Annotated in this window: 16 protein-coding genes and 1 tRNA gene; 11 read left to right on the top strand and 6 right to left on the bottom strand. The window is 60.9% G+C overall.

What is annotated here, in order from left to right; all coding sequences use genetic code 11:
- The first annotated feature begins 122 nt into the window (after positions 1–122).
- Positions 123–197, top strand: a tRNA-Gln gene (locus D882_RS0119370).
- 73 nt (positions 198–270) lie between these two features.
- Here the strand turns inward: D882_RS0119370 and lipA are convergent.
- From lipA to D882_RS0119345, 5 genes are all read right to left on the bottom strand, one after another.
- Complete coding sequence (lipA, locus tag D882_RS0119365) at positions 271–1,251, bottom strand: lipoyl synthase (RefSeq protein ID WP_027924760.1); 981 nt, start codon at positions 1,249–1,251, stop codon at positions 271–273.
- Between the two features lie 96 nt (positions 1,252–1,347).
- On the bottom strand, positions 1,348–2,604 hold the full coding sequence (glyA, locus tag D882_RS0119360; RefSeq protein WP_027924759.1) for a serine hydroxymethyltransferase: 1,257 nt from the start codon (positions 2,602–2,604) through the stop codon (positions 1,348–1,350).
- A 32-nt stretch (positions 2,605–2,636) separates the two neighbouring features.
- The gene (gcvH, locus tag D882_RS0119355) at positions 2,637–3,020 is read right to left on the bottom strand and encodes a glycine cleavage system protein GcvH (RefSeq protein ID WP_027924758.1); all 384 of its coding nucleotides are present in this window, start codon (positions 3,018–3,020) and stop codon (positions 2,637–2,639) included.
- Between the two features lie 325 nt (positions 3,021–3,345).
- On the bottom strand, positions 3,346–4,854 hold the full coding sequence (locus D882_RS0119350; protein WP_027924757.1) for a sigma-54-dependent transcriptional regulator: 1,509 nt from the start codon (positions 4,852–4,854) through the stop codon (positions 3,346–3,348).
- Positions 4,855–4,933: 79 nt separating this feature from the next.
- Positions 4,934–5,848: a LysR family transcriptional regulator gene (locus tag D882_RS0119345; protein ID WP_027924756.1), complete on the bottom strand. Its 915-nt coding sequence runs from the start codon at positions 5,846–5,848 to the stop codon at positions 4,934–4,936.
- Positions 5,849–5,999: 151 nt separating this feature from the next.
- Between D882_RS0119345 and speB the strand changes: the two genes are divergently transcribed.
- From speB to D882_RS0119315, 6 genes are all read left to right on the top strand, one after another.
- Positions 6,000–7,004, top strand: a complete 1,005-nt coding sequence (gene speB, locus D882_RS0119340) for an agmatinase (RefSeq protein ID WP_027924755.1) — start codon at positions 6,000–6,002, stop codon at positions 7,002–7,004.
- A gap of 28 nt (positions 7,005–7,032) precedes the next feature.
- Positions 7,033–8,541, top strand: coding sequence for an aldehyde dehydrogenase (locus D882_RS0119335; RefSeq protein WP_027924754.1), 1,509 nt, complete (start codon positions 7,033–7,035; stop codon positions 8,539–8,541).
- 100 nt (positions 8,542–8,641) lie between these two features.
- The gene (locus D882_RS0119330) at positions 8,642–10,210 is read left to right on the top strand and encodes a cytosine permease (RefSeq protein ID WP_027924753.1); all 1,569 of its coding nucleotides are present in this window, start codon (positions 8,642–8,644) and stop codon (positions 10,208–10,210) included.
- A 2-nt stretch (positions 10,211–10,212) separates the two neighbouring features.
- Complete coding sequence (betA, locus tag D882_RS0119325; RefSeq protein ID WP_027924752.1) at positions 10,213–11,901, top strand: choline dehydrogenase; 1,689 nt, start codon at positions 10,213–10,215, stop codon at positions 11,899–11,901.
- Between the two features lie 214 nt (positions 11,902–12,115).
- On the top strand, positions 12,116–12,769 hold the full coding sequence (locus tag D882_RS0119320; protein WP_027924751.1) for a peroxiredoxin: 654 nt from the start codon (positions 12,116–12,118) through the stop codon (positions 12,767–12,769).
- A gap of 23 nt (positions 12,770–12,792) precedes the next feature.
- Positions 12,793–13,251, top strand: a complete 459-nt coding sequence (locus tag D882_RS0119315) for an N-acetyltransferase (RefSeq protein ID WP_027924750.1) — start codon at positions 12,793–12,795, stop codon at positions 13,249–13,251.
- A gap of 31 nt (positions 13,252–13,282) precedes the next feature.
- Here the strand turns inward: D882_RS0119315 and D882_RS0119310 are convergent, their stop codons facing one another.
- Positions 13,283–14,704, bottom strand: a complete 1,422-nt coding sequence (locus tag D882_RS0119310) for a M15 family metallopeptidase (RefSeq protein ID WP_032833590.1) — start codon at positions 14,702–14,704, stop codon at positions 13,283–13,285.
- A 145-nt stretch (positions 14,705–14,849) separates the two neighbouring features.
- On the opposite strand from D882_RS0119310, the gene D882_RS0119305 reads away from it, so the two are divergent.
- From D882_RS0119305 to D882_RS0119290, 4 genes are read left to right on the top strand one after another with little or no spacing between them, the layout of a single operon-like run.
- Complete coding sequence (locus tag D882_RS0119305; protein ID WP_027924748.1) at positions 14,850–15,827, top strand: NAD-dependent epimerase; 978 nt, start codon at positions 14,850–14,852, stop codon at positions 15,825–15,827.
- Between the two features lie 43 nt (positions 15,828–15,870).
- Positions 15,871–16,611 (top strand): glycosyltransferase, encoded by a 741-nt coding sequence (locus D882_RS0119300; protein WP_027924747.1) that lies wholly within the window; start codon positions 15,871–15,873, stop codon positions 16,609–16,611.
- A complete protein-coding gene (locus D882_RS0119295) occupies positions 16,608–16,886 on the top strand; it encodes a lipid-A-disaccharide synthase N-terminal domain-containing protein (RefSeq protein ID WP_027924746.1) in 279 nt (92 codons plus the stop codon). The genes D882_RS0119300 and D882_RS0119295 overlap by 4 nt, the downstream gene beginning before the upstream one ends.
- Positions 16,887–16,889: 3 nt before the next feature.
- The gene (locus D882_RS0119290; protein WP_027924745.1) at positions 16,890–18,431 is read left to right on the top strand and encodes a glycosyltransferase family 39 protein; all 1,542 of its coding nucleotides are present in this window, start codon (positions 16,890–16,892) and stop codon (positions 18,429–18,431) included.

The following is an 18,431-nucleotide window of genomic DNA, read 5'->3' as shown; positions in this document are numbered from 1 at the left end:
GCCCGTTGTATCTGCAATCAATTAATGTTAAGTGGCTGTTTTAGAAGAAAAATATTTTAAGCAGGGGCTTCCCGGACGGCGCGAAAGTTGTTAAATTCCCGTCCACACGTAGCAAGTGCTACAGGGGCGTCGCCAAGCGGTAAGGCAGCAGGTTTTGATCCTGCCATGCGTTGGTTCAAATCCAGCCGCCCCTGCCATCTTCAAGAAACGCCAGATCCTATCGGGTCTGGCGTTTTTTTATGCCCGTCACTTTCTTCCAGGCGACATACCTCAGACTGCCTTTGCACCCTGCATTTGTTGGTCTGCATGGTAAGACGAGCGCACCAGCGGGCCGGAGGCGATGTTCTTGAAGCCCATTTTTGCGCCTTCCTCGGCGAACCAGGCGAACACGTCCGGGTGCACAAAACGCTGGACCGGCAAATGGCTGCGCGACGGCTGCAGGTACTGGCCGAGCGTGAGCATGTCGACGTCGTGCTCACGCATTCGCTGCATGACCTCGATCACTTCCTCGTCGGTTTCACCAAGGCCGAGCATCAGGCCGGACTTGGTCGGGACGGACGGGACCAGTAACTTGAATGTCTGCAACAGGTCCAGCGACCACTCGAAATCCGAACCCGGCCGCGCGGCTTTGTACAGCCGTGGCACGGTCTCCAGGTTGTGGTTGAACACATCGGGCGGCTCCGTCGCGGTGATCGCCAGCGCAACATCCATGCGCCCCCGGTAATCCGGGACCAGGGTTTCCAGTTGCACGCCCGGCGACAGCTTGCGGATCTCGCGCAGGCAGTCGACGAAGTGCTGGGCGCCGCCGTCGCGCAGGTCGTCGCGATCCACGGAGGTGATCACCACGTACTTCAGACGCAGGTCGGCGATGGCCACGGCGAGGTTCATCGGCTCATCGGCGTCCAGCGGTTTTGGCCGACCGTGGCCGACATCGCAGAACGGGCAACGGCGGGTGCAGATGTCGCCCATGATCATGAAGGTCGCGGTGCCACCGGAAAAACATTCGCCGAGGTTGGGGCACGAAGCTTCTTCGCAGACGCTGTGAAGCTTGTGTTTGCGCAGCAATTGTTTGATCCGGTCGACCTCGGGAGAGATCGGCATGCGCACGCGGATCCAGTCGGGTTTGCGCGGGAACTCATCGGTCGGGATGATCTTGACCGGGATCCGCGCGACCTTTTGCGCACCGCGCAGTTTGACGCCGACTTGCATTTTGGCCGGGGCGGGGTTGGTTGATTCCACAATGGGGTTCATGAGTATTTTCTTTCTTCGGAAGGCAGAGGCGAGCCCACACACACACAGTCCAATGTGGGAGCAAGCTCGCTCCCACAGGGATTACGGGGTGGCTGATCAGTCGCGGTAGACCGGGAAGTCGCTGCACATGGCGGCGGCTTGGCTGGCGACTTGCGCCTCGACATCGGCATCACCGAGGTGATCAAGCAAGTCACAGATCCATCCCGCCAACTCGATACTTTGCGCTTCCTTGAAACCACGGCTGGTGATCGCCGGCGTGCCAATGCGCAACCCCGACGTCACGAATGGCGACTGCGGGTCATTGGGCACGGCGTTCTTGTTCACCGTGATCCCGGCTCGACCGAGGGCGGCGTCGGCGTCTTTGCCGGTCAGGCCCTGACGGATCAGGCTGACCAGGAACAGGTGGTTGTCGGTGCCGCCAGACACCACGTCAAACCCACGGTCGATAAACACCTTGGCCATGGCCTGGGCATTGCGAATCACCTGCGCCTGATAGGTTTTGAAACCGGGCTCCAGCGCTTCCTTGAAGCACACCGCTTTGGCTGCGATCACGTGCATCAGCGGGCCGCCCTGGCCGCCGGGGAACACCGCGGCGTTGAGCTTTTTCTCCAGTTCCGGATTGGCCTTGGCCAGGATCAGGCCGCCACGCGGACCGCGCAGGGTTTTGTGCGTGGTGGTGGTGACGACGTCGGCGAAGGGGAGCGGGTTAGGGTACAGACCGGTCGCCACCAGCCCGGCGACGTGGGCCATGTCGACGAACAGGTATGCGCCGACCTTGTCGGCAATCTCGCGGAAACGCGGGAAGTCGAGGGTCTTGGAGTAAGCCGAGAAACCGGCAACGATCATCTTTGGCTTGCACTCGACGGCCAGGCGCTCGACTTCGTCGTAATCGATCAGCCCGGTTTTAGTGTCGATGCCGTACTGCACGGCGTTATACAGCTTGCCCGAGGAAGACACTTTGGCGCCATGGGTCAGGTGGCCACCGTGGGCCAGGCTCATGCCGAGAATGGTGTCTCCAGGCTGGATCAGGGCCAGATACACAGCACTGTTGGCCGAAGAGCCGGAGTGCGGCTGGACGTTGGCGTAGTCGGCACCGAACAATTGTTTGGCGCGATCAATCGCCAGTTGCTCGACCACATCAACGTGTTCGCAGCCGCCGTAATAACGCTTGCCCGGATAGCCTTCGGCGTACTTGTTGGTCAGGCCGCTGCCTTGCGCTTCCATCACCCGTTGACTGGTGTAGTTCTCGGAGGCGATCAACTCGATGTGGTGTTCCTGCCGTGCGTCTTCGGCATTCATCGCTGCCAGCAGTTCGTCGTCGTAGCCTTTGATCTGATCGTGTTTGCTGAACATGGTGGTGTCCTGTGTGGTAAGCGGGAAGGGGTTCAGGCTTCGGCGGATTCCTGGGTCAGGCGCGCGTAGGCGTCCTGATCCAGCAGTTGGTAAATGGCTGCAGCGTCGGCCGGTTTGAAACGAAAGAACCAGCCTTCGCCCAGTGAGTCTTCGTTGACCCGTTCCGGTGAGGATTCCAGCGTCGCGTTGACTTCGACCACTTCGCCGTCCAGCGGCATGCCGATGTTGCTGGCCGCTTTCACCGATTCCAGCACCGCCACTTCATCACCGGCGCCGAACGTCCCCAGTTCCGGCACCTGCACGAACACCACATCGCCCAAAGCCTGCTGCGCGTACGGCGTGATGCCAACGGTGACCAGGCCATCACGCTCAAGCCGCAGCCATTCGTGATCGACGGTAAAACGCAATTCGCTCATACCCACTCCTCATTGTTCAGACCCATCCGCTGCTGGTGGCGGATGACGTTTACAGGCTCGTGCGGGGCAGCGAGCGTGGTTGCAGGGAGTGATAGCAAGGGGGGTGCCAATGTTTGTTATTTGTATTAAATCAATGGCTTGTAGTTATTTGTTGAGAGGCAAAGGGTGTTGCCTGTATTGAAATCAATACGGGCAACAGGCGTGTAGCGAGCAGGGCAAGAAAACACGGGGTGGAAGGGCTGTGTCTTGAATTCGATACGCTGTATCGATTTGCAAACAGTCCGCATCGACAGCACATAGCCCCCTGTAGGAGGCGGGCAGGGTTTCAGGGCTTGGCGGGAATGCCGTATTTGCGCAGGCGAATGGCGATGGCGCTGTGGGAGGTTTGCAGGCGGGCGGCGAGCAGGCGGCTGGACGGGTAGCTGCGGTAGAGCTGCTCCAGCAGGTGCTTTTCAAACCCTTCGACAGCTTCTTCCAGGCTGCCAACTTCACCGTCGTTCTGGCGCTCCACCGCCGTCCTGGCGATGTCCAGATCGTCGATGTCTACCAGCGGGTTTTCGCAAATGGCCGCCGCGCGGAAAATCACGTTTTGCAGCTGGCGCACATTGCCCGGCCAGCGGTTGCCGAGCAGGGCGGCAAAGGTGCTCGGGGCCAGACGGCAGACCGGGCGCTGGATCTGCGCGCAGGCCTGTTGCATGAAGTGATTGGCCATCAGCAGGATGTCGTGGCCGCGTTCGCGCAGCGGCGGTACTTGCAGGTTGAGCACGTTGAGGCGGTAGAACAGGTCTTCGCGAAAGTGGCCTTCGCTGACCATTTTTTCCAGATCCCGGTGGGTTGCACTCAGCACCCGAACGTTGACCTTGACCTCGCGATCCCCCCCCACCCGGCGGAAGCAGCCGTCGCTCAAAAAGCGCAGCAACTTGGCTTGCAAGTAGGGCGACATCTCACCGACTTCATCAAGAAACACCGTGCCCTGATCCGCCAGTTCCAGCAGGCCGAGTTTGCCGCCGCGCTGGGCGCCGGTGAACGCGCCGGCGGCGTAGCCGAACAGTTCGCTTTCGGCGAGGCTCTCCGGAAGCGCCGCGCAGTTCAGGGCGAGAAATGGCGCCTCCCGACGTGTGCTGAGCGCGTGGCAGGCCCGTGCGACCAGCTCTTTGCCGGTGCCGGTTTCCCCCTGGATCAACAGCGGCGCATCGAGGGTGGCCACACGTTGGGCACGGGCCTTGAGCGTGCGGATCGCCGGGGACTCGCCCAGCAGCGCATCAAACCCTTCGGCATGGTCATGGTGCAGCGCCGACAGGCGTTCGCCGATGCGGCTCGGGTGATACAGGGTCAGCAGGGCGCCGGCGTCGGTGATTGGCATGGCGTCCAGCAGTAACGTCTGGCCGCCCAGGCTGACCTCGTGCATGGGCAGGCGGAAGTGGTGTTCGATCAACGTGTGTTGCAGGGACGGATCATCAAACAATGCCGTCAGCGATTCACCAGCCGGTTCGCGCCCACACAATGCAATCAGCGCCGGGTTGGCCAGCAGCACGACACCGCGATCATCCACGGCCAAAACGGCGTCAGTGCTGGCCGCGAGCAAGGCATCGAGTTGCAAGCTGCGGCGCTGCCCCGGAAGGATGTCGACCATCGTCACCGCTTGCACGCCCTGCACCCCGAGAAAGGCCTCGCGCAACTCTTCCAGCACCTCGGCACCGAGGGTCGGCGCATCGATGTAAACGTTCGGCGGCACCATCTCGACGGCGTCCAGATTGAACCGGCGCCCACCGAGCAGGGCCAGCACTTCCTGGGTGATGCCGACGCGGTCGATGAAGGTGACGTGGATGCGCATAACGGGCCTGCAAGGGTGGTGAGCGGGGTGATTGCATCAATGAGTATGCCGGGCACTGCGTGGCTGTGGCGAGCGCAGATCAGCCATTGGCGGTTTTACGCGAGCTGGCCGCCAGGTCCTCCAGGAAGGCCTGGAGGATCGGTGGCGGGGCCGTGCCGCGTCGGGTAATCACGTCAAACGGCGACACCAGTTGCAGGCTGTTCGGCGCCAGTTGGTGCATCTCCCCGGTCTTGATCCACTGCGCGGCGAAATGCGCTGGCAGAAAGCCCAGGTAGGCCCCGGAGATCAGCAAAATCGCCAGCGCCTCGATATTGTCCACGGTCGCGGCGGCTTTGCTGACACCCAAATGTTCGAGGTCGTATTGCTGCATGTAGCCGCGTACGACAATGCGGCTCGCGGCGATTTCTTCGAGCAGTTCGTCGCCTTCGGCCTTGTTGCCATACAGCGGATGCCTGCGCCCGCAATACAAGCCCAAGGCCTCTTGATACAGCGGTGTGTGCAGCAACCCCGGTACATGGATCGGGAAGTGCCCGATGGCCAGGTGCAGGCGGCCGTCGAGCACCCGTTCTTCGAGTTCGGCGGGGGTGCCGACGTAGACGTTGAGGTGCACGTCATGCCCCCGGGACACGAAGCGCTGAGTGGTGCGTGGCAGTGGCGAATCGGGGTCGGTGATGGTGGTGTCGATAATTCCCAGGTTGAGTTTGCCGCTGATGTGCTGCTTGAGCACGTCGGCGTCCATGCAGAAATTTTCCACCGCCGACAGCAGGCGTTGGGTGGCTTCATGTATCGCCACGCCTTGCTCGGTCAGGCGAAACCCACTGCGCCCGCGTTGGCAGAGTTTGACCCCGAGCCGGGTTTCCAGATGAGTCATCTGTTCGCTGATCGTCGACTGACCGGCGTTCAACGCGGCCTGCGCGGCGGAAAAGCCCCCGCACCGCACAATCGTGGCAAACACCCTGAGCAATTTCAGATCGACATCGTGTAGCTGAATCACCTTGGACCTCCCGCACGTGGATGCATCGGTAATGCCGATATGAGTATCTGATGTTTAGCATTTTTTCCACGAAAACCTGCGCCCATAGTCATTCCAACGGCGGTCGCCTTGCAGTCCGCCCAGCCGATAACAAAAAGTGGAGAGGCTTGAAATGTCGAATAACGGTTATGAATCCGGTCGCCTGAACCTGCCATTCGTAGGTCATTGCACCTTTGGCAAATCCCCGGTGTGCACCGATTGGGACGCGCTGGATGCCGACGTCGCGGTGCTCGGCGTGCCCAATGACATGGGCACCCAGTGGCGCTCCGGCGCACGCTTCGGACCACGCGGGATTCGCGAAGCATCGACGCTGTTTTCCTTCGGCCACGCCGGCGCTTACGACCACGAAGACGACGTGATGTACCTGACCGCCGCCGACGTGCGCATGGTCGACGTCGGTGACGCCGACATCGTGCACACCGATATGGTCACCAGTAACGAAAACACCGAATACGCTGTGCGCAAGATCCTCGATGCCGGCGTCATGCCGGTGGTGCTCGGCGGCGACCACTCGGTGCACGCGCCGGTGATCAAGGCTTTCGAGGGCCGCGGCCCGATCCACATCATCCACTTCGATGCGCACCTGGATTTCGTCGACGAACGGCACGGTGTGCGCTACGGCCACGGCAACCCGCTGCGCCGCGCCTCGGAAATGAACCACATTGTCGGCATGACCCAGATGGGCATTCGCAACGTCTCGTCGTCCAACCGCGATGACTACGAAGCGGCCCACGCCGCCGGTTCGAAAATCCTCTCGGTGAGGGATGTCCGCCGCCTCGGCGTCGAAGGAGTGCTGGCGCTGATCCCGCAGAACATCAACTACTACATCACCATCGACATCGACGGTTTCGACCCGTCCATCGCCCCCGGCACCGGCACCCCGAGCCACGGCGGTTTCCTCTACTACGAAGTGCTGGAAATCATCCAGGCCCTGGCCAAGCGCAGCAAAGGCAACATTGTCGGCATGGACCTGGTCGAGGTTGCACCGGTGTATGACCCGAGCGGTATGACCTCGATTCTGGCGGCGCAACTGCTGCTTAACAGTATCGGTTTCATCTTCCATGAACGGGCTCAGGCGAAGCACGCCGTGAGCGCAACCACCACCGAATCGGCGTGAACTGACCGCCGCACAGAGGGCATGAAAAATGGACGCGAGTGTTAAGCAGTACCTGCAGAAATTCGGTGTCTGCGAAGCGACCCAGACCTTCCTCGGCAAGGTGCAGAAGATGTTCATCGGTGGCGCCTTTGTCGAGGCCAGCGACGGACAGACCTCCGACGTCATCGAGCCGTCGACCGAAGGCCTGATCACACGCATTCCGATGGGCACCACCGAGGATCTGGACCGCGCCGTGCAAGCCGCTCGCGCACAGTTCGACGGTGGCGCCTGGAGCCAGGCCAAACCGGTGGAACGCGAGCGTTTGATGCAACGTCTGGCGGACCTGATCGAGCAGAATGCGGCAGAACTGGCGGAAATCGAATCGATCGACATGGGCAAGTCGGTCGCGTTTGCCAAGGACGTCGATATCCAGGGCACCGTCGATACCTTGCGTTATTTCGCCGGGTGGGCGACCAAGCTGCACGGACGCACCGTCGAGCCTTCGCTGCCGGGCAACTATCTGGCGTATACGCGCAAGGAAGCGGTGGGGGTGGTCGGCGCTATCGTGCCGTGGAACTTCCCGCTGCAAACCATGGCCTGGAAGCTCGGCGCCGCCCTGGCCACCGGTTGCACCGTGGTGGTCAAACCCGCTGAACTGACCTCGCTGTCAGCCCTGCGTTTTGCCGAACTGGTGCAGGAAGCCGGGATTCCCGACGGCGTGATCAATATTGTCTCGGGACGCGGCAGCGTGGTCGGCGCGGCCATGGCCACGCACCCCGGCATCGATAAATTGACCTTTACCGGCTCGACCCCGGTCGGCCGTACCGTCGGGCGTGCGGCACTGGACGAAATGAAGCGACTAACCCTGGAACTGGGAGGAAAATCACCGGTAATCGTGTTGTCCGATGCGGACATCCCCGCGGCCGCGCAAGCGGTCGCCAACGGTGTGTTTTTCAACTCGGGCCAGGTGTGCGACGCCGGTACACGCGCCTATATTCATCGCAGTGTCTACGACGAATTTTTGCGTGAGCTGATCGCCTACACCCGCACCCTGAAGATTGCACCGGGTCTGGATCCAGACTGTTTCATTGGCCCGCTGGTCTCGGCCCTGCAAAAGCAGCGGGTCACCGAGTACATCGAAACCGGCAAGCAGGAAGGCGCCGAACTGGTCTACGGCGGCCAGCCCGTCGATGGCCCAGGCTTCTTCGTCGAGCCGACCATCTTCGCCCATTGCCGCAACGACATGCGCATTGTCCAGGAAGAGATTTTTGGTCCGGTGCTGGTCACCGCACCGTTCGACGATGAGGAAGAGGCGCTGGCCCTGGCCAATGACTCGGTGTACGGCCTGGCCGCCGCGCTGTACTCCAACGACCTGGGCAAGGTGCACAGCCTGATCCCACGGTTGAAGGCCGGTTCGGTCTACGTCAACGCCCACGGCACCCTCGATCCGTCGATGCCGTTCGGTGGCTACAAACAGTCCGGTTTCGGCAAGGACCTGGGCGCCGAGCAGCTCGATTACCTGCTCGAGACAAAGGCCGTCTGGATCACGTTGCCTTAAGCACGCGGCACCCGTGGAGAGGGAGCAAGCTCCCTCGCCTCAAGGTGCTCATCGCAAGGAATGCAGTTCCGTCATGATCTTCCAACAATAAGAGTCCATCATGAACACTGACGCCAAAGCCGCTCCTAGCGTGTCGCTTCTCGACGACAAACCGATCGTCGAAAGCCATTCGATCGACTTCATCCCGGAACACGAACGCACCGACAAACTGGCGAGCCAAGGCCCGTTCTGGTTCCTCGGCAATTTCACTTTCTTCACCATGACCATCGGCTTCGTCGGCCCAAGCGTCGGCCTGACCGCGCTCTGGACCACACTCGCCGGCACGCTGGGCATCATGTTCGGCACCCTGTTCATGGCGTTCCATGGTTCACAGGGCCCGCACCTGGGCTTGCCGCAAATGATCCAGTCGCGGGCGCAGTTCGGCTATCGCGGTGTGATCCTCGTGTTGCTGGCGACGCTGTTTGTGTTTGCCGGGTTCAACATCGTCAACCTGGTGTTGATGATGCAGGGTTTGCACACGCTATTCGGCTTTCATCCCTGGGCGATTGCGGTGGCGGTGACGATACCGGCGGCAGTCCTGGCGATCCTCGGTCATGACTGGATGCACCGCAGTTTCAAATGGGCGTTGTACCTGTCGATTCCGCTGTACGGCCTGGTGACGCTGGCGGTGCTGATGGGCTGGGTACCGGATGCCGCGATGCCGGTACTGGCTGCGGGAGAAGTCGCGCCAGCGCCGTTGGGCTTCAACTGGACCGGGTTCATCGCCCAGTTCGCGGCGGCGGCCAGTTACAACATCGCTTACGCCCCGTACGTGTCCGACTATTCCCGTTACCTGCCGAAGAACACCTCCAGCGGCAAGCTGATTGCCGTGGTGTTTCTTGGCGCCTCGTTGTCCGGCGCATGGATGATTTCGGTGGGTGGCTGGTTGGCGGATCACCTGCATTCCACGGACGTGCTGGTCGCCCTCGGTCAGGTCGGCAACGTCGTCTCGCCACTGATCGGCACCGCGGTGGTGGTGATCACGATCCTGGCGTTCCTGCCGGTGATCGCGATGAACATCTACAGCGCGAAACTGACCACGTTGACCTGCGTCGACTCCATCAAGCACATCGAACCAACCCGCAAGGCCCGCATCCTGGCGATTGGTTTTGTGATCCTGCTGCAACTCGGCGTGGCGCTGAGCATCCAGAGTTCGGGCAAAGGCTTGTCGGTGCTGGGGATCTACCTGGTGGTGATGCTGTACTTCCTCGTGCCCTGGACCTCGGTCAACCTGACGGACTACTTCTTCGTGCGCAAGGGCCGCTACGCCATCCCGCACTTCTTCATGCCCCACGGCAACATCTACGGCAACTGGGGCCTGCGTGGCATCGCCGCGTACGCCATCGGTTTCGTGTCGATGATTCCGTTCTTCTACATCTACGACGGCGTCGAGCAGCGCGAGGTCTATGTCGGCCCCCTCGCCAAAGCCCTGGGCAGCATCGACATCGCCTGGCTGGTCGGGCTGATCGTTTCGGGGCTGGTGTACTACTGGTTCAGCCGCTCGATTGATCTCAAGCGTGAAGAAACCGTGATCCAGCACATCGAGAAAACCTCTCCGCAATACACCACTGGCGACTCGCTTACCCATCGCCCGTCCCCAGTGTTCAACGAATCGACGGCCGGGAGATAACCATGGCTACGCAAAAATACGACTACATCATCATTGGCGCCGGCTCCGCGGGTTGTGTGTTGGCCAACCGCTTGAGCGAAGATCCTGCGACTTCGGTGTTGGTGCTGGAATTCGGTGGCAGCGACCGCAGTGTGGTGATCCAGATGCCGAGCGCCTTCTCGATCCCGATGAACACCAAGAAATACAACTGGCGCTACGAAACCGAGCCAGAGCCGTTCCTCAACGGGCGGCGCATCCACTGTCCACGCGGCAAGGTGCTGGGCGGTTCTTCGTCGATCAACGGCCTGGTCTACATCCGTGGCCACGCCTACGACTTCGATGAGTGGGAATCCCTCGGTGCCCAGGGCTGGGGCTACCGCAATTGCCTGCCGTACTTCAAACGGGCAGAACATTACGAGGAGGGTGGCGACGGCTATCGCGGCGGCACCGGGCCGCTGCACACCACCAACGGCAACCACATGAAAAACCCGCTGTATGGGGCGTGGGTCGAAGCCGGTGCCGAAGCCGGTTACATCAAGACCGAAGACTGCAACGGCTACATGCAGGAAGGGTTCGGCGCCATGCACATGACGGTGAAAAACGGCGTACGCTGCTCCACGGCCAACGCCTATTTGCGCCCGGCCATGGGCCGTCCGAACTTGACGGTGATCACCCACGCGATGACCCGCCAGATCCTCCTTGAAGGCAAACGGGCGGTGGGCGTCATGTACGACCACGATGGCCAGACGCACCAGGTTTACTGCCACCGCGAAGTGCTGATTTCTTCCGGCCCCATCGGTTCGCCGCACCTGCTGCAACGCTCCGGTATCGGTCCGGCCGAGGTCCTGCGCAAGGCCGGGATCGGCGTGCGCCATGACCTGCCGGGGGTAGGGGAGAACCTGCAGGATCACGCCGAGGTGTACATCCAGTTCGGCTGCAAGGAACCGGTGACCCTCAACAGCAAAATGGACCCGCTGAGCAAACTGATGATCGGTCTGCGCTGGCTGCTGTTCAAGGACGGGCTCGGCGCCACCAACCATTTTGAGGCCGGAGGTTTCATTCGCTCGGACAAGGGCCTGCGCTGGCCGGACATCCAGTTCCATTTTCTGCCCGCCGCCATGCGTTATGACGGCAACAAACCGATCAAGGGCCACGGCTTCATGGTGCTCACCGGGCCGAACAAACCCAAGAGCCGCGGCTACGTGCGCGCCCGTTCGGCGGACCCGTACGAGCACCCGCAGATCCAGTTCAACTACCTGCAACGGGAAGAAGACCGCGAAGGCTTCCGCCGCTGCATCCGCCTGACCCGGGAGATCATCGGCCAGAAAGCCATGGACCGTTTCCGCGACGGCGAAATCGCCCCCGGCCCGCGGGTGAACAGCGATGAAGAGCTGGACGCCTTCGTGCGGGAAAACCTCGAAAGCACCTACCATCCGTGCGGCTCGTGCCGCATGGGCGAGGACGACATGGCGGTGGTGGATTCCGAGTTGCGTGTGCATGGCATCGCCGGATTGCGAGTGATCGACTCGTCGGTGTTCCCGACCGAGCCGAACGGCAACCTCAACGCGCCGACCATCATGCTCGCCGAGCGCGCCAGCGATCTGGTGCGCGGACGCAACATGCTGCCAGCCTCGGATGCACCGGTTGGCTTGGTGGAGAATTGGGAAAACAGCCAGCGCTCGACGTTGCCGGGGCGTAACGTCCGGGTTTAATGCCCTGGTTTTTTGCTCAACAACAGCCAGGTCGACGCCGAGTCGATCTGGCTTTTTGTGTTTTTCAGGCGGGTTTTAGCGGTAACGGCCTTGTCTTGCAGCGTCTCCTATACTGATCCGCGTTGGCAGGTTCAACACCGATCCTGAATGCCGTTGGAGACGCACCCAGCATTCCGACGGTTTTCCCTACGACCCCACAGTAAGGAGAACGAACATGGCAATCCGCATTGGCGACGAGGCACCGGACTTTACCGTCGAGAGCACCGAAGGCACGCTGCATTTCCACGAATGGATTGGCGACAAGTGGGCCATCCTGTTTTCGCACCCCAAGGACTTCACCCCGGTGTGCACCACCGAACTGGGCTATATGGCCGGGCTCAAGCCTGAGTTCGACAAGCGCAACACCAAGATCGTCGGCCTCAGCGTCGACCCGGTCAGCAACCATGCAAGCTGGGCCAAGGACATCGAAGAAACCCAGGGGCACGCGGTCAACTACCCGATGATCGGTGACGAAAACCTGGTGGTGGCGAAGCTCTACGACATGATCCACCCGAATGCCAGTGGCGGCACCCGCACCGCCACCGACAACGCCACCGTGCGTTCGGTGTTCATCATTGGTCCGGACAAAAAGGTCAAGGCCATGCTCATCTACCCGATGAGTGCCGGGCGCAACTTCGATGAAGTACTGCGTCTGCTCGATTCCCTGCAATTGAACGCCAAGCACACCGTCGCCACGCCGGTGAACTGGCGTCCGGGCGAAGACGTGATCATCCCGACATCGGTGTCCGATGAAGATGCGCGGAAAAAATACCCGGACGGTTTCAAAACCATCAAACCGTACTTGCGCACTGTGGCGCAGCCCAAGTAATCCAACCTTCGAGGGATCCCGAAATGGACGTAAAAGCCCTGCGCGCCGACGCCAGCCACCTCGACAAGGTGGCGCGCCTCTTCGACGCCTACCGAGGCTTTTACGGCCAGCCCTCGAACCCGACCCAGTCCCGGGACTTCATCGCCGAACGCATTGCCCGGGACGAATCGGTGATTTTCCTCGCCGAAGACGCCGCGGGCCACGCGTTGGGTTTCGTGCAGTTGTACCCGACGTTTTCCTCCATCGACGCCCACCGCACCTGGTTGCTCAGCGACCTGTTCACCACCCCCGAGGCCCGCGGGCTAGGGGTGGGAACGTTGCTGATGAACACCGCCCGTGCCTTTGCGGTGTTGAGCGGTGCCAAGGGCATGGTGCTGGAAACCGCCACCGACAATGTGGGTGCGCAGCGGTTGTATGAGTCGTTGGGGTATGTGCGTGATGGGGGGTATTACACGTATTGCCTTGATTTGAAGCAGGGTTGAGAAGGGTGGTGGTCATGCACCCCCACCCACATCACGGCAACGCCCACTCCTCACGAAACTGCTCGTACTGCGCCTCCGGCATCTGCACCAGCAATGGCGACTCGCGAGGGTCGAGCCACTTGAGCAACGCAGCAATATCTCCCTGATCCATGGCCGTACAGCCCGCTGTGGGTGACGCGGGGCCGCGCCAGATGTGGAAGAAAATGCACGAACCCGAACCCGCTGTGGCCGGGGTGTTGTGCTCGATGAAAATGCCTTGGCGATAACCCTCTTCGTTACGCATGTGTTCCGAGCTGCTCCAGTCTGTAGCCGTCGCTGCGCCGTCGACCAGTTTGTTGTAGTGACTGGATTGGCTGTCATCCACGCATTCGGTGGTCGGTGTCAGCGCGAGGTAAGGCAAGTGGGTGTCGACCGTGTTGTTGAAACCAAACGCCGTGCCGAGTTTGAACACTCCCGCCGGTGCTTTTCCATCGCCTTCGCGTTTGATCGGGCCTTCAACATCACCCACACTGCTCACGCCTTTGCCCCAGCCCATGCCGTTTTTGCCGACCACGACGGGAAAGGCATCGCCGTATTTTCGAAAGGTTTTCCCGTCACGTTCATAGCGCTGAGCGGTGCCCTGAATGTCATCCCAGTTTTTGCTGGTGACCACAATCAACTGACCACTGCTGCCGACCGTGTCGCTGGCGCTCATCGGTGTGATCGGGAAATCCATCACGTCCTTCGGCGCGCCCTCGCCACTGAATGTGAAATGCCACCATTCCTTCGAATACCCGGCAAACCCTTCTTTCTCCATGGCACTGCTCAGACGTTGACGGTTGCCCTTGGCGGTGGCGTTGATCGTCGGGTTGGCGGTATGCGCGCGCTCGTCGAAGCAATCGAAACCGGTGCCCATATCCAGGGCGCCGTCGTGCCAGCGCTGGTCATAGGGCGCGGTGCAATCGACTTGCGTCGCCGTCGGGGTCCAAGTGCCGGCGGGCAGCGCATCCGGGCCGATCAGCGTCAGGTCTACGGTTGAGCCCTTGGAGTGTCCCGACACCCGCGCCACATAGCCCAAACGCCAGAAGTCCTGCTTGTCCACGCGCGGATAGAACTCGGCCTTGCGCGGGTCACCCGGTTCTGTCGCGAAGCGCCCCATATCGGCGACGGCGCGGCTGGGTCGATAGCAGTCGAACACCTTCAAACCGTAGCCCTGAGTGCGTAATTCCGCCTGGACCCGGGCGAGGGCCTTGGCGGTGTCGACGGACAACAGGCATTCGGCCGCGTCATAACCGTCGAGCCGGTGCCCGGTGAAATTGTGGGCACTGGCGTAGCGCATGTCCTGTTCGATGCTCGGGTCGATGGTGCGCAAATACACCATGTTTTCAGGCCTTGATTCAGCATTGGCCATGCCGCAAATGACAAGGCTTATCAGTAGCGCTAAAACGCGATTTCGCACTCTTGTTGCCTTCATACAAATTAAATAAATATGTAACAAAATTTCACCATTGGGCAGGCAAGGTAACGGGGCAGCGTGTCAACGATGTCACGGGCCTCAAGGACTTATCAATGGTGCCGGGCATGAAGTTGAATCGGGCTTCGAATAATAATGAGGTGCTATGACTGTTCTGGTTACCGGCGCTGCCGGTTTTATTGGCTATCACACGGTTAAACGGCTGTGCCAGCAAGGTCTTGATGTCGTCGGTATCGATAACCTCAACGACTACTACAGCGTAGAACTCAAACAGGCACGGCTCAAAGAGTTGGAGTCGTTGCCGGGTTTTCGCTTCCAGCGACTGGATATTGTTGATAAAGCGGCCCTGATGGGGCTGTTTCAGGAGCATCGATTCACCGAGGTCGTGCATCTGGCCGCCCAGGCCGGCGTTCGCTATTCGCTGGACAATCCCGACGTCTACGCGCAATCGAACCTGGTGGGGTTTGTGAATGTGCTGGAAGCTTGCCGGCACCATCGCCCGGAGCATTTGATCTACGCGTCGAGCAGCTCGGTGTATGGCACCAACAGCAAAATGCCGTTCAGTGTCGAAGACGCCGTCGAGCATCCGGTTTCGCTGTATGCCGCCAGCAAGCGCGCCAATGAACTGCTCGCGCACAGCTATTGCCATCTCTACGGAATCCGCGCCAGTGGCCTACGGTTTTTCACCGTTTACGGGCCCTGGGGGCGGCCGGACATGGCGCTGTTCAAGTTCACCCGAGCGATGCTTAACGACGAACCGATCGACATCTATAACCATGGCGAGATGGCGCGGGACTTCACCTACATCGATGACATCGTCGAAAGCATCGTGCGCCTGCGGCCCAAACCGCCGTTGGCGGACAGTGCCGGCGAAGGCATCAATCGAATTTTCAACATCGGACGGGGCGAACCCATGCCGTTGCTGGCGTTCGTCGAGTGTCTGGAAAACGTGCTGGGCATCAAGGCGCGGCGCAACTATTTGCCGCTGCAAGCGGGCGATGTGATCAAGACCTGGGCCGATGTGTCGGCGTTGGCGGATTGGGTCGACTTCCGCCCGCAAGTGGCGGTCGAGACCGGTGTGGCGGAGTTTGTGAAGTGGTATCGGCACTTTTATCAGCGATGAAGCGTTCACCCTTGAGAACAACCATTAGCGGGGGGAGAACCCTATGAACCAAGACATTTTCGTATCGGTACTGATTCCGGCGAAAAACGAAACCAATAACCTCAAGCCCTTGATTGAGGAAATCCGTGTGGCGTTGGCGGATGAAGCGTACGAAATCATCGTCGTCGACGATGGCAGCACCGATGCCACCCTGCACGAACTGCAACAGATCAAAAACAGCGGTTTGAGCACGCTGCGCATTCTGTGCCATGAGCGTTCGCTGGGCCAAAGCACCTCGCTTTACCATGCCGCGCTCGCCGCGCGCGGGCAGTGGCTGGCGACGCTCGATGGTGACGGCCAGAACGACCCGGCGGACATCCCCGGCATGTTGCAACTGGTGCGGGGCGGTCACGGTCCGGTCGATGTTCAACTGGTGGCCGGTCACCGGGTTAATCGCCGCGACACCGCCAGTAAACGCTGGGCCTCGCGCTTCGCCAACGGACTGCGCCGGCGCATGCTCAACGATGCCACGCCGGACACCGGTTGCGGGTTGAAGCTGATCGAGCGGGCGGCGTTTCTGCGCTTGCCGTACTTCGACCATATGCACCGGTTTCTGCCCGCGCTGATCCAGCGTCACAACGGCCGCATGATCGTCCACCCGGTCAACCATCGTCCGCGTACCGCCGGGGTGTCCAAGTACGGCAACCTCGACCGGGCTCTGGTGGGCATTCTTGATCTGTTCGGGGTCTGGTGGCTGATCAAACGCACGCGCCTGAACACCAAGGCGCAGGAGATCGAAGGATGAACCTCTCCCGCGAAGCCCTGTGGCTGGCGGTCGGTTTCATTGGCCAGATCGCCTTCACCGGCCGCTTTGTCCTGCAATGGTTGTACAGCGAATACCAGAAGCGCAGCGTGATCCCGACGAGTTTCTGGTACTTGAGCATCGTCGGCAGCACGTTGCTGCTCGCGTACGCCATTTACCGCCAGGACCCTGTGTTTATCGCCGGTCAGGCATTTGGCTCGATCGTCTACCTGCGCAATTTGCAACTGATTGCCAAAAGCACCCCCGCTAAGGAATGAGTCATGCGTAGAACGCTATCGCCCGGAGTCGAGTGCCTGGGCTTGATGTTGCTGGCCCTGCTGCTGATCGGCGCCGGGTTGGGGCTGCGTCAGCCGCAGAATGTCGACGAGGAACGATTCCTTGGCGTCGCTTTGGAGATGTTGCACAACAACGCGTGGTTGATTCCGCACCGGGCGGCAGAGATCTACGGCGACAAGCCGCCGATTTTCATGTGGACCGTGGCGTTCTTCACTTGGCTGACCGGGAAGCCTGCGATTGCCCTTTATATTCCGGGCCTGTTGTCCGGTGTGACAGTCACCGCAGTGGTTTACGACCTTGGCCGACGCCTGTGGAACCAGCGCATCGGCCGGATCGCGGCCCTGTTGTACCTGGCCACCTATCAAACCTATAGCATCTTGCAGACCGGCCAGATCGACAGCTTTTTGGTGCTGTTTACCTCGGTCGGCCTCTACGGTCTCACGCGTCATTTGTTGCTTGGCCCGGCCTGGCGCTGGTTTTACATCGGCTGCGCGGCCATGGGCGTGGGCGTAATCACCAAGGGGGTCGGGTTTGTCCCGGCGCTGATGTTGATTCCGTATGCCTATGCGGTGCGCAAAGACTGGCCTGGCGTGGTGGCGATGCCGGGGGAGGCGCGCAAGTGGTGGCTGGGACTGGCGGTGATGTTGGGCGCCACGGCGATCTGGTTGCTGCCCCTGGCGTTGTCCATCGTGCTCAATGGCGGCGCCGAGGAAATCGCCTATGCCAAGGAAATATTGCTGCGTCAAACCGCAGGGCGATATGCCGCGGCCTGGGACCATCGTGAACCGTTCTGGTACTTCTTCGTTTACGTGATCCCGCAATACTGGCTGCCGCTGGTGCTGGCGTTGCCGTGGCTGGTGCCGGCGTGGCGTCGGCAGTTGCAAAAGCATGACGGCCGGGTGTTGGTGCTGCTGGGGTGGGTCCTGCTGGTGGTGCTGTTTTTCTGCATCAGCAGCGGCAAGCGCAAGTTGTACATCTACCCGGCGCTTCCAGGGTTGGTGTTGGTGGCGGCACCGCTGATTCCCTGGCTGCTCAAACGCTGGTTCAGCCAGCGCCCACGCGGTCGTCAGGTGTTCCAGGTGGTGGCGGTGATCTGGTTTGCGCTGTGGTTCGCCCGTGGTTTCATCGAACCGGTCAGGGACGGTGCCAACCCGCATAACGCGATCATGGCGCAGGCCGCGACCATGACCGGTGGCGCAGAACTGGTGCTGGTCGACTGGCGTGAGGGTCACTGGTTGTACGCCCGGCAGCCGATTGTGCATTTCGGCATGGCCGGCTCCTCCATCGAGCAAGCCGCACAATGGCTGCGCGACCATCCCAAGGCGTACGCGCTGGTCCCCGACGAGGAGCTGGAGAAGTGTTTCAATCCCCAGACCGCCCGTGAGTTGGGCGAAACCTCGCGTGCCCAGTGGTCGATTGTGGGGGCCGACGCGGATAACGGTAAATGTCATCCGTTGCCGCCCGTCAACGTCTATCACTTCACCTGGAACGAGCGGGTCAATGACTTGAAGGCGGCGCTGCGCTAA

Source organism: Pseudomonas sp. URMO17WK12:I12, assembly GCF_000514395.1.
In the GTDB taxonomy this organism is placed as follows: Bacteria; Pseudomonadota; Gammaproteobacteria; order Pseudomonadales; family Pseudomonadaceae; genus Aquipseudomonas; species Aquipseudomonas mucoides.
Note: the sequence above shows the minus strand (reverse complement) of the source record. Positions and strands in the feature narration are given on the sequence as shown.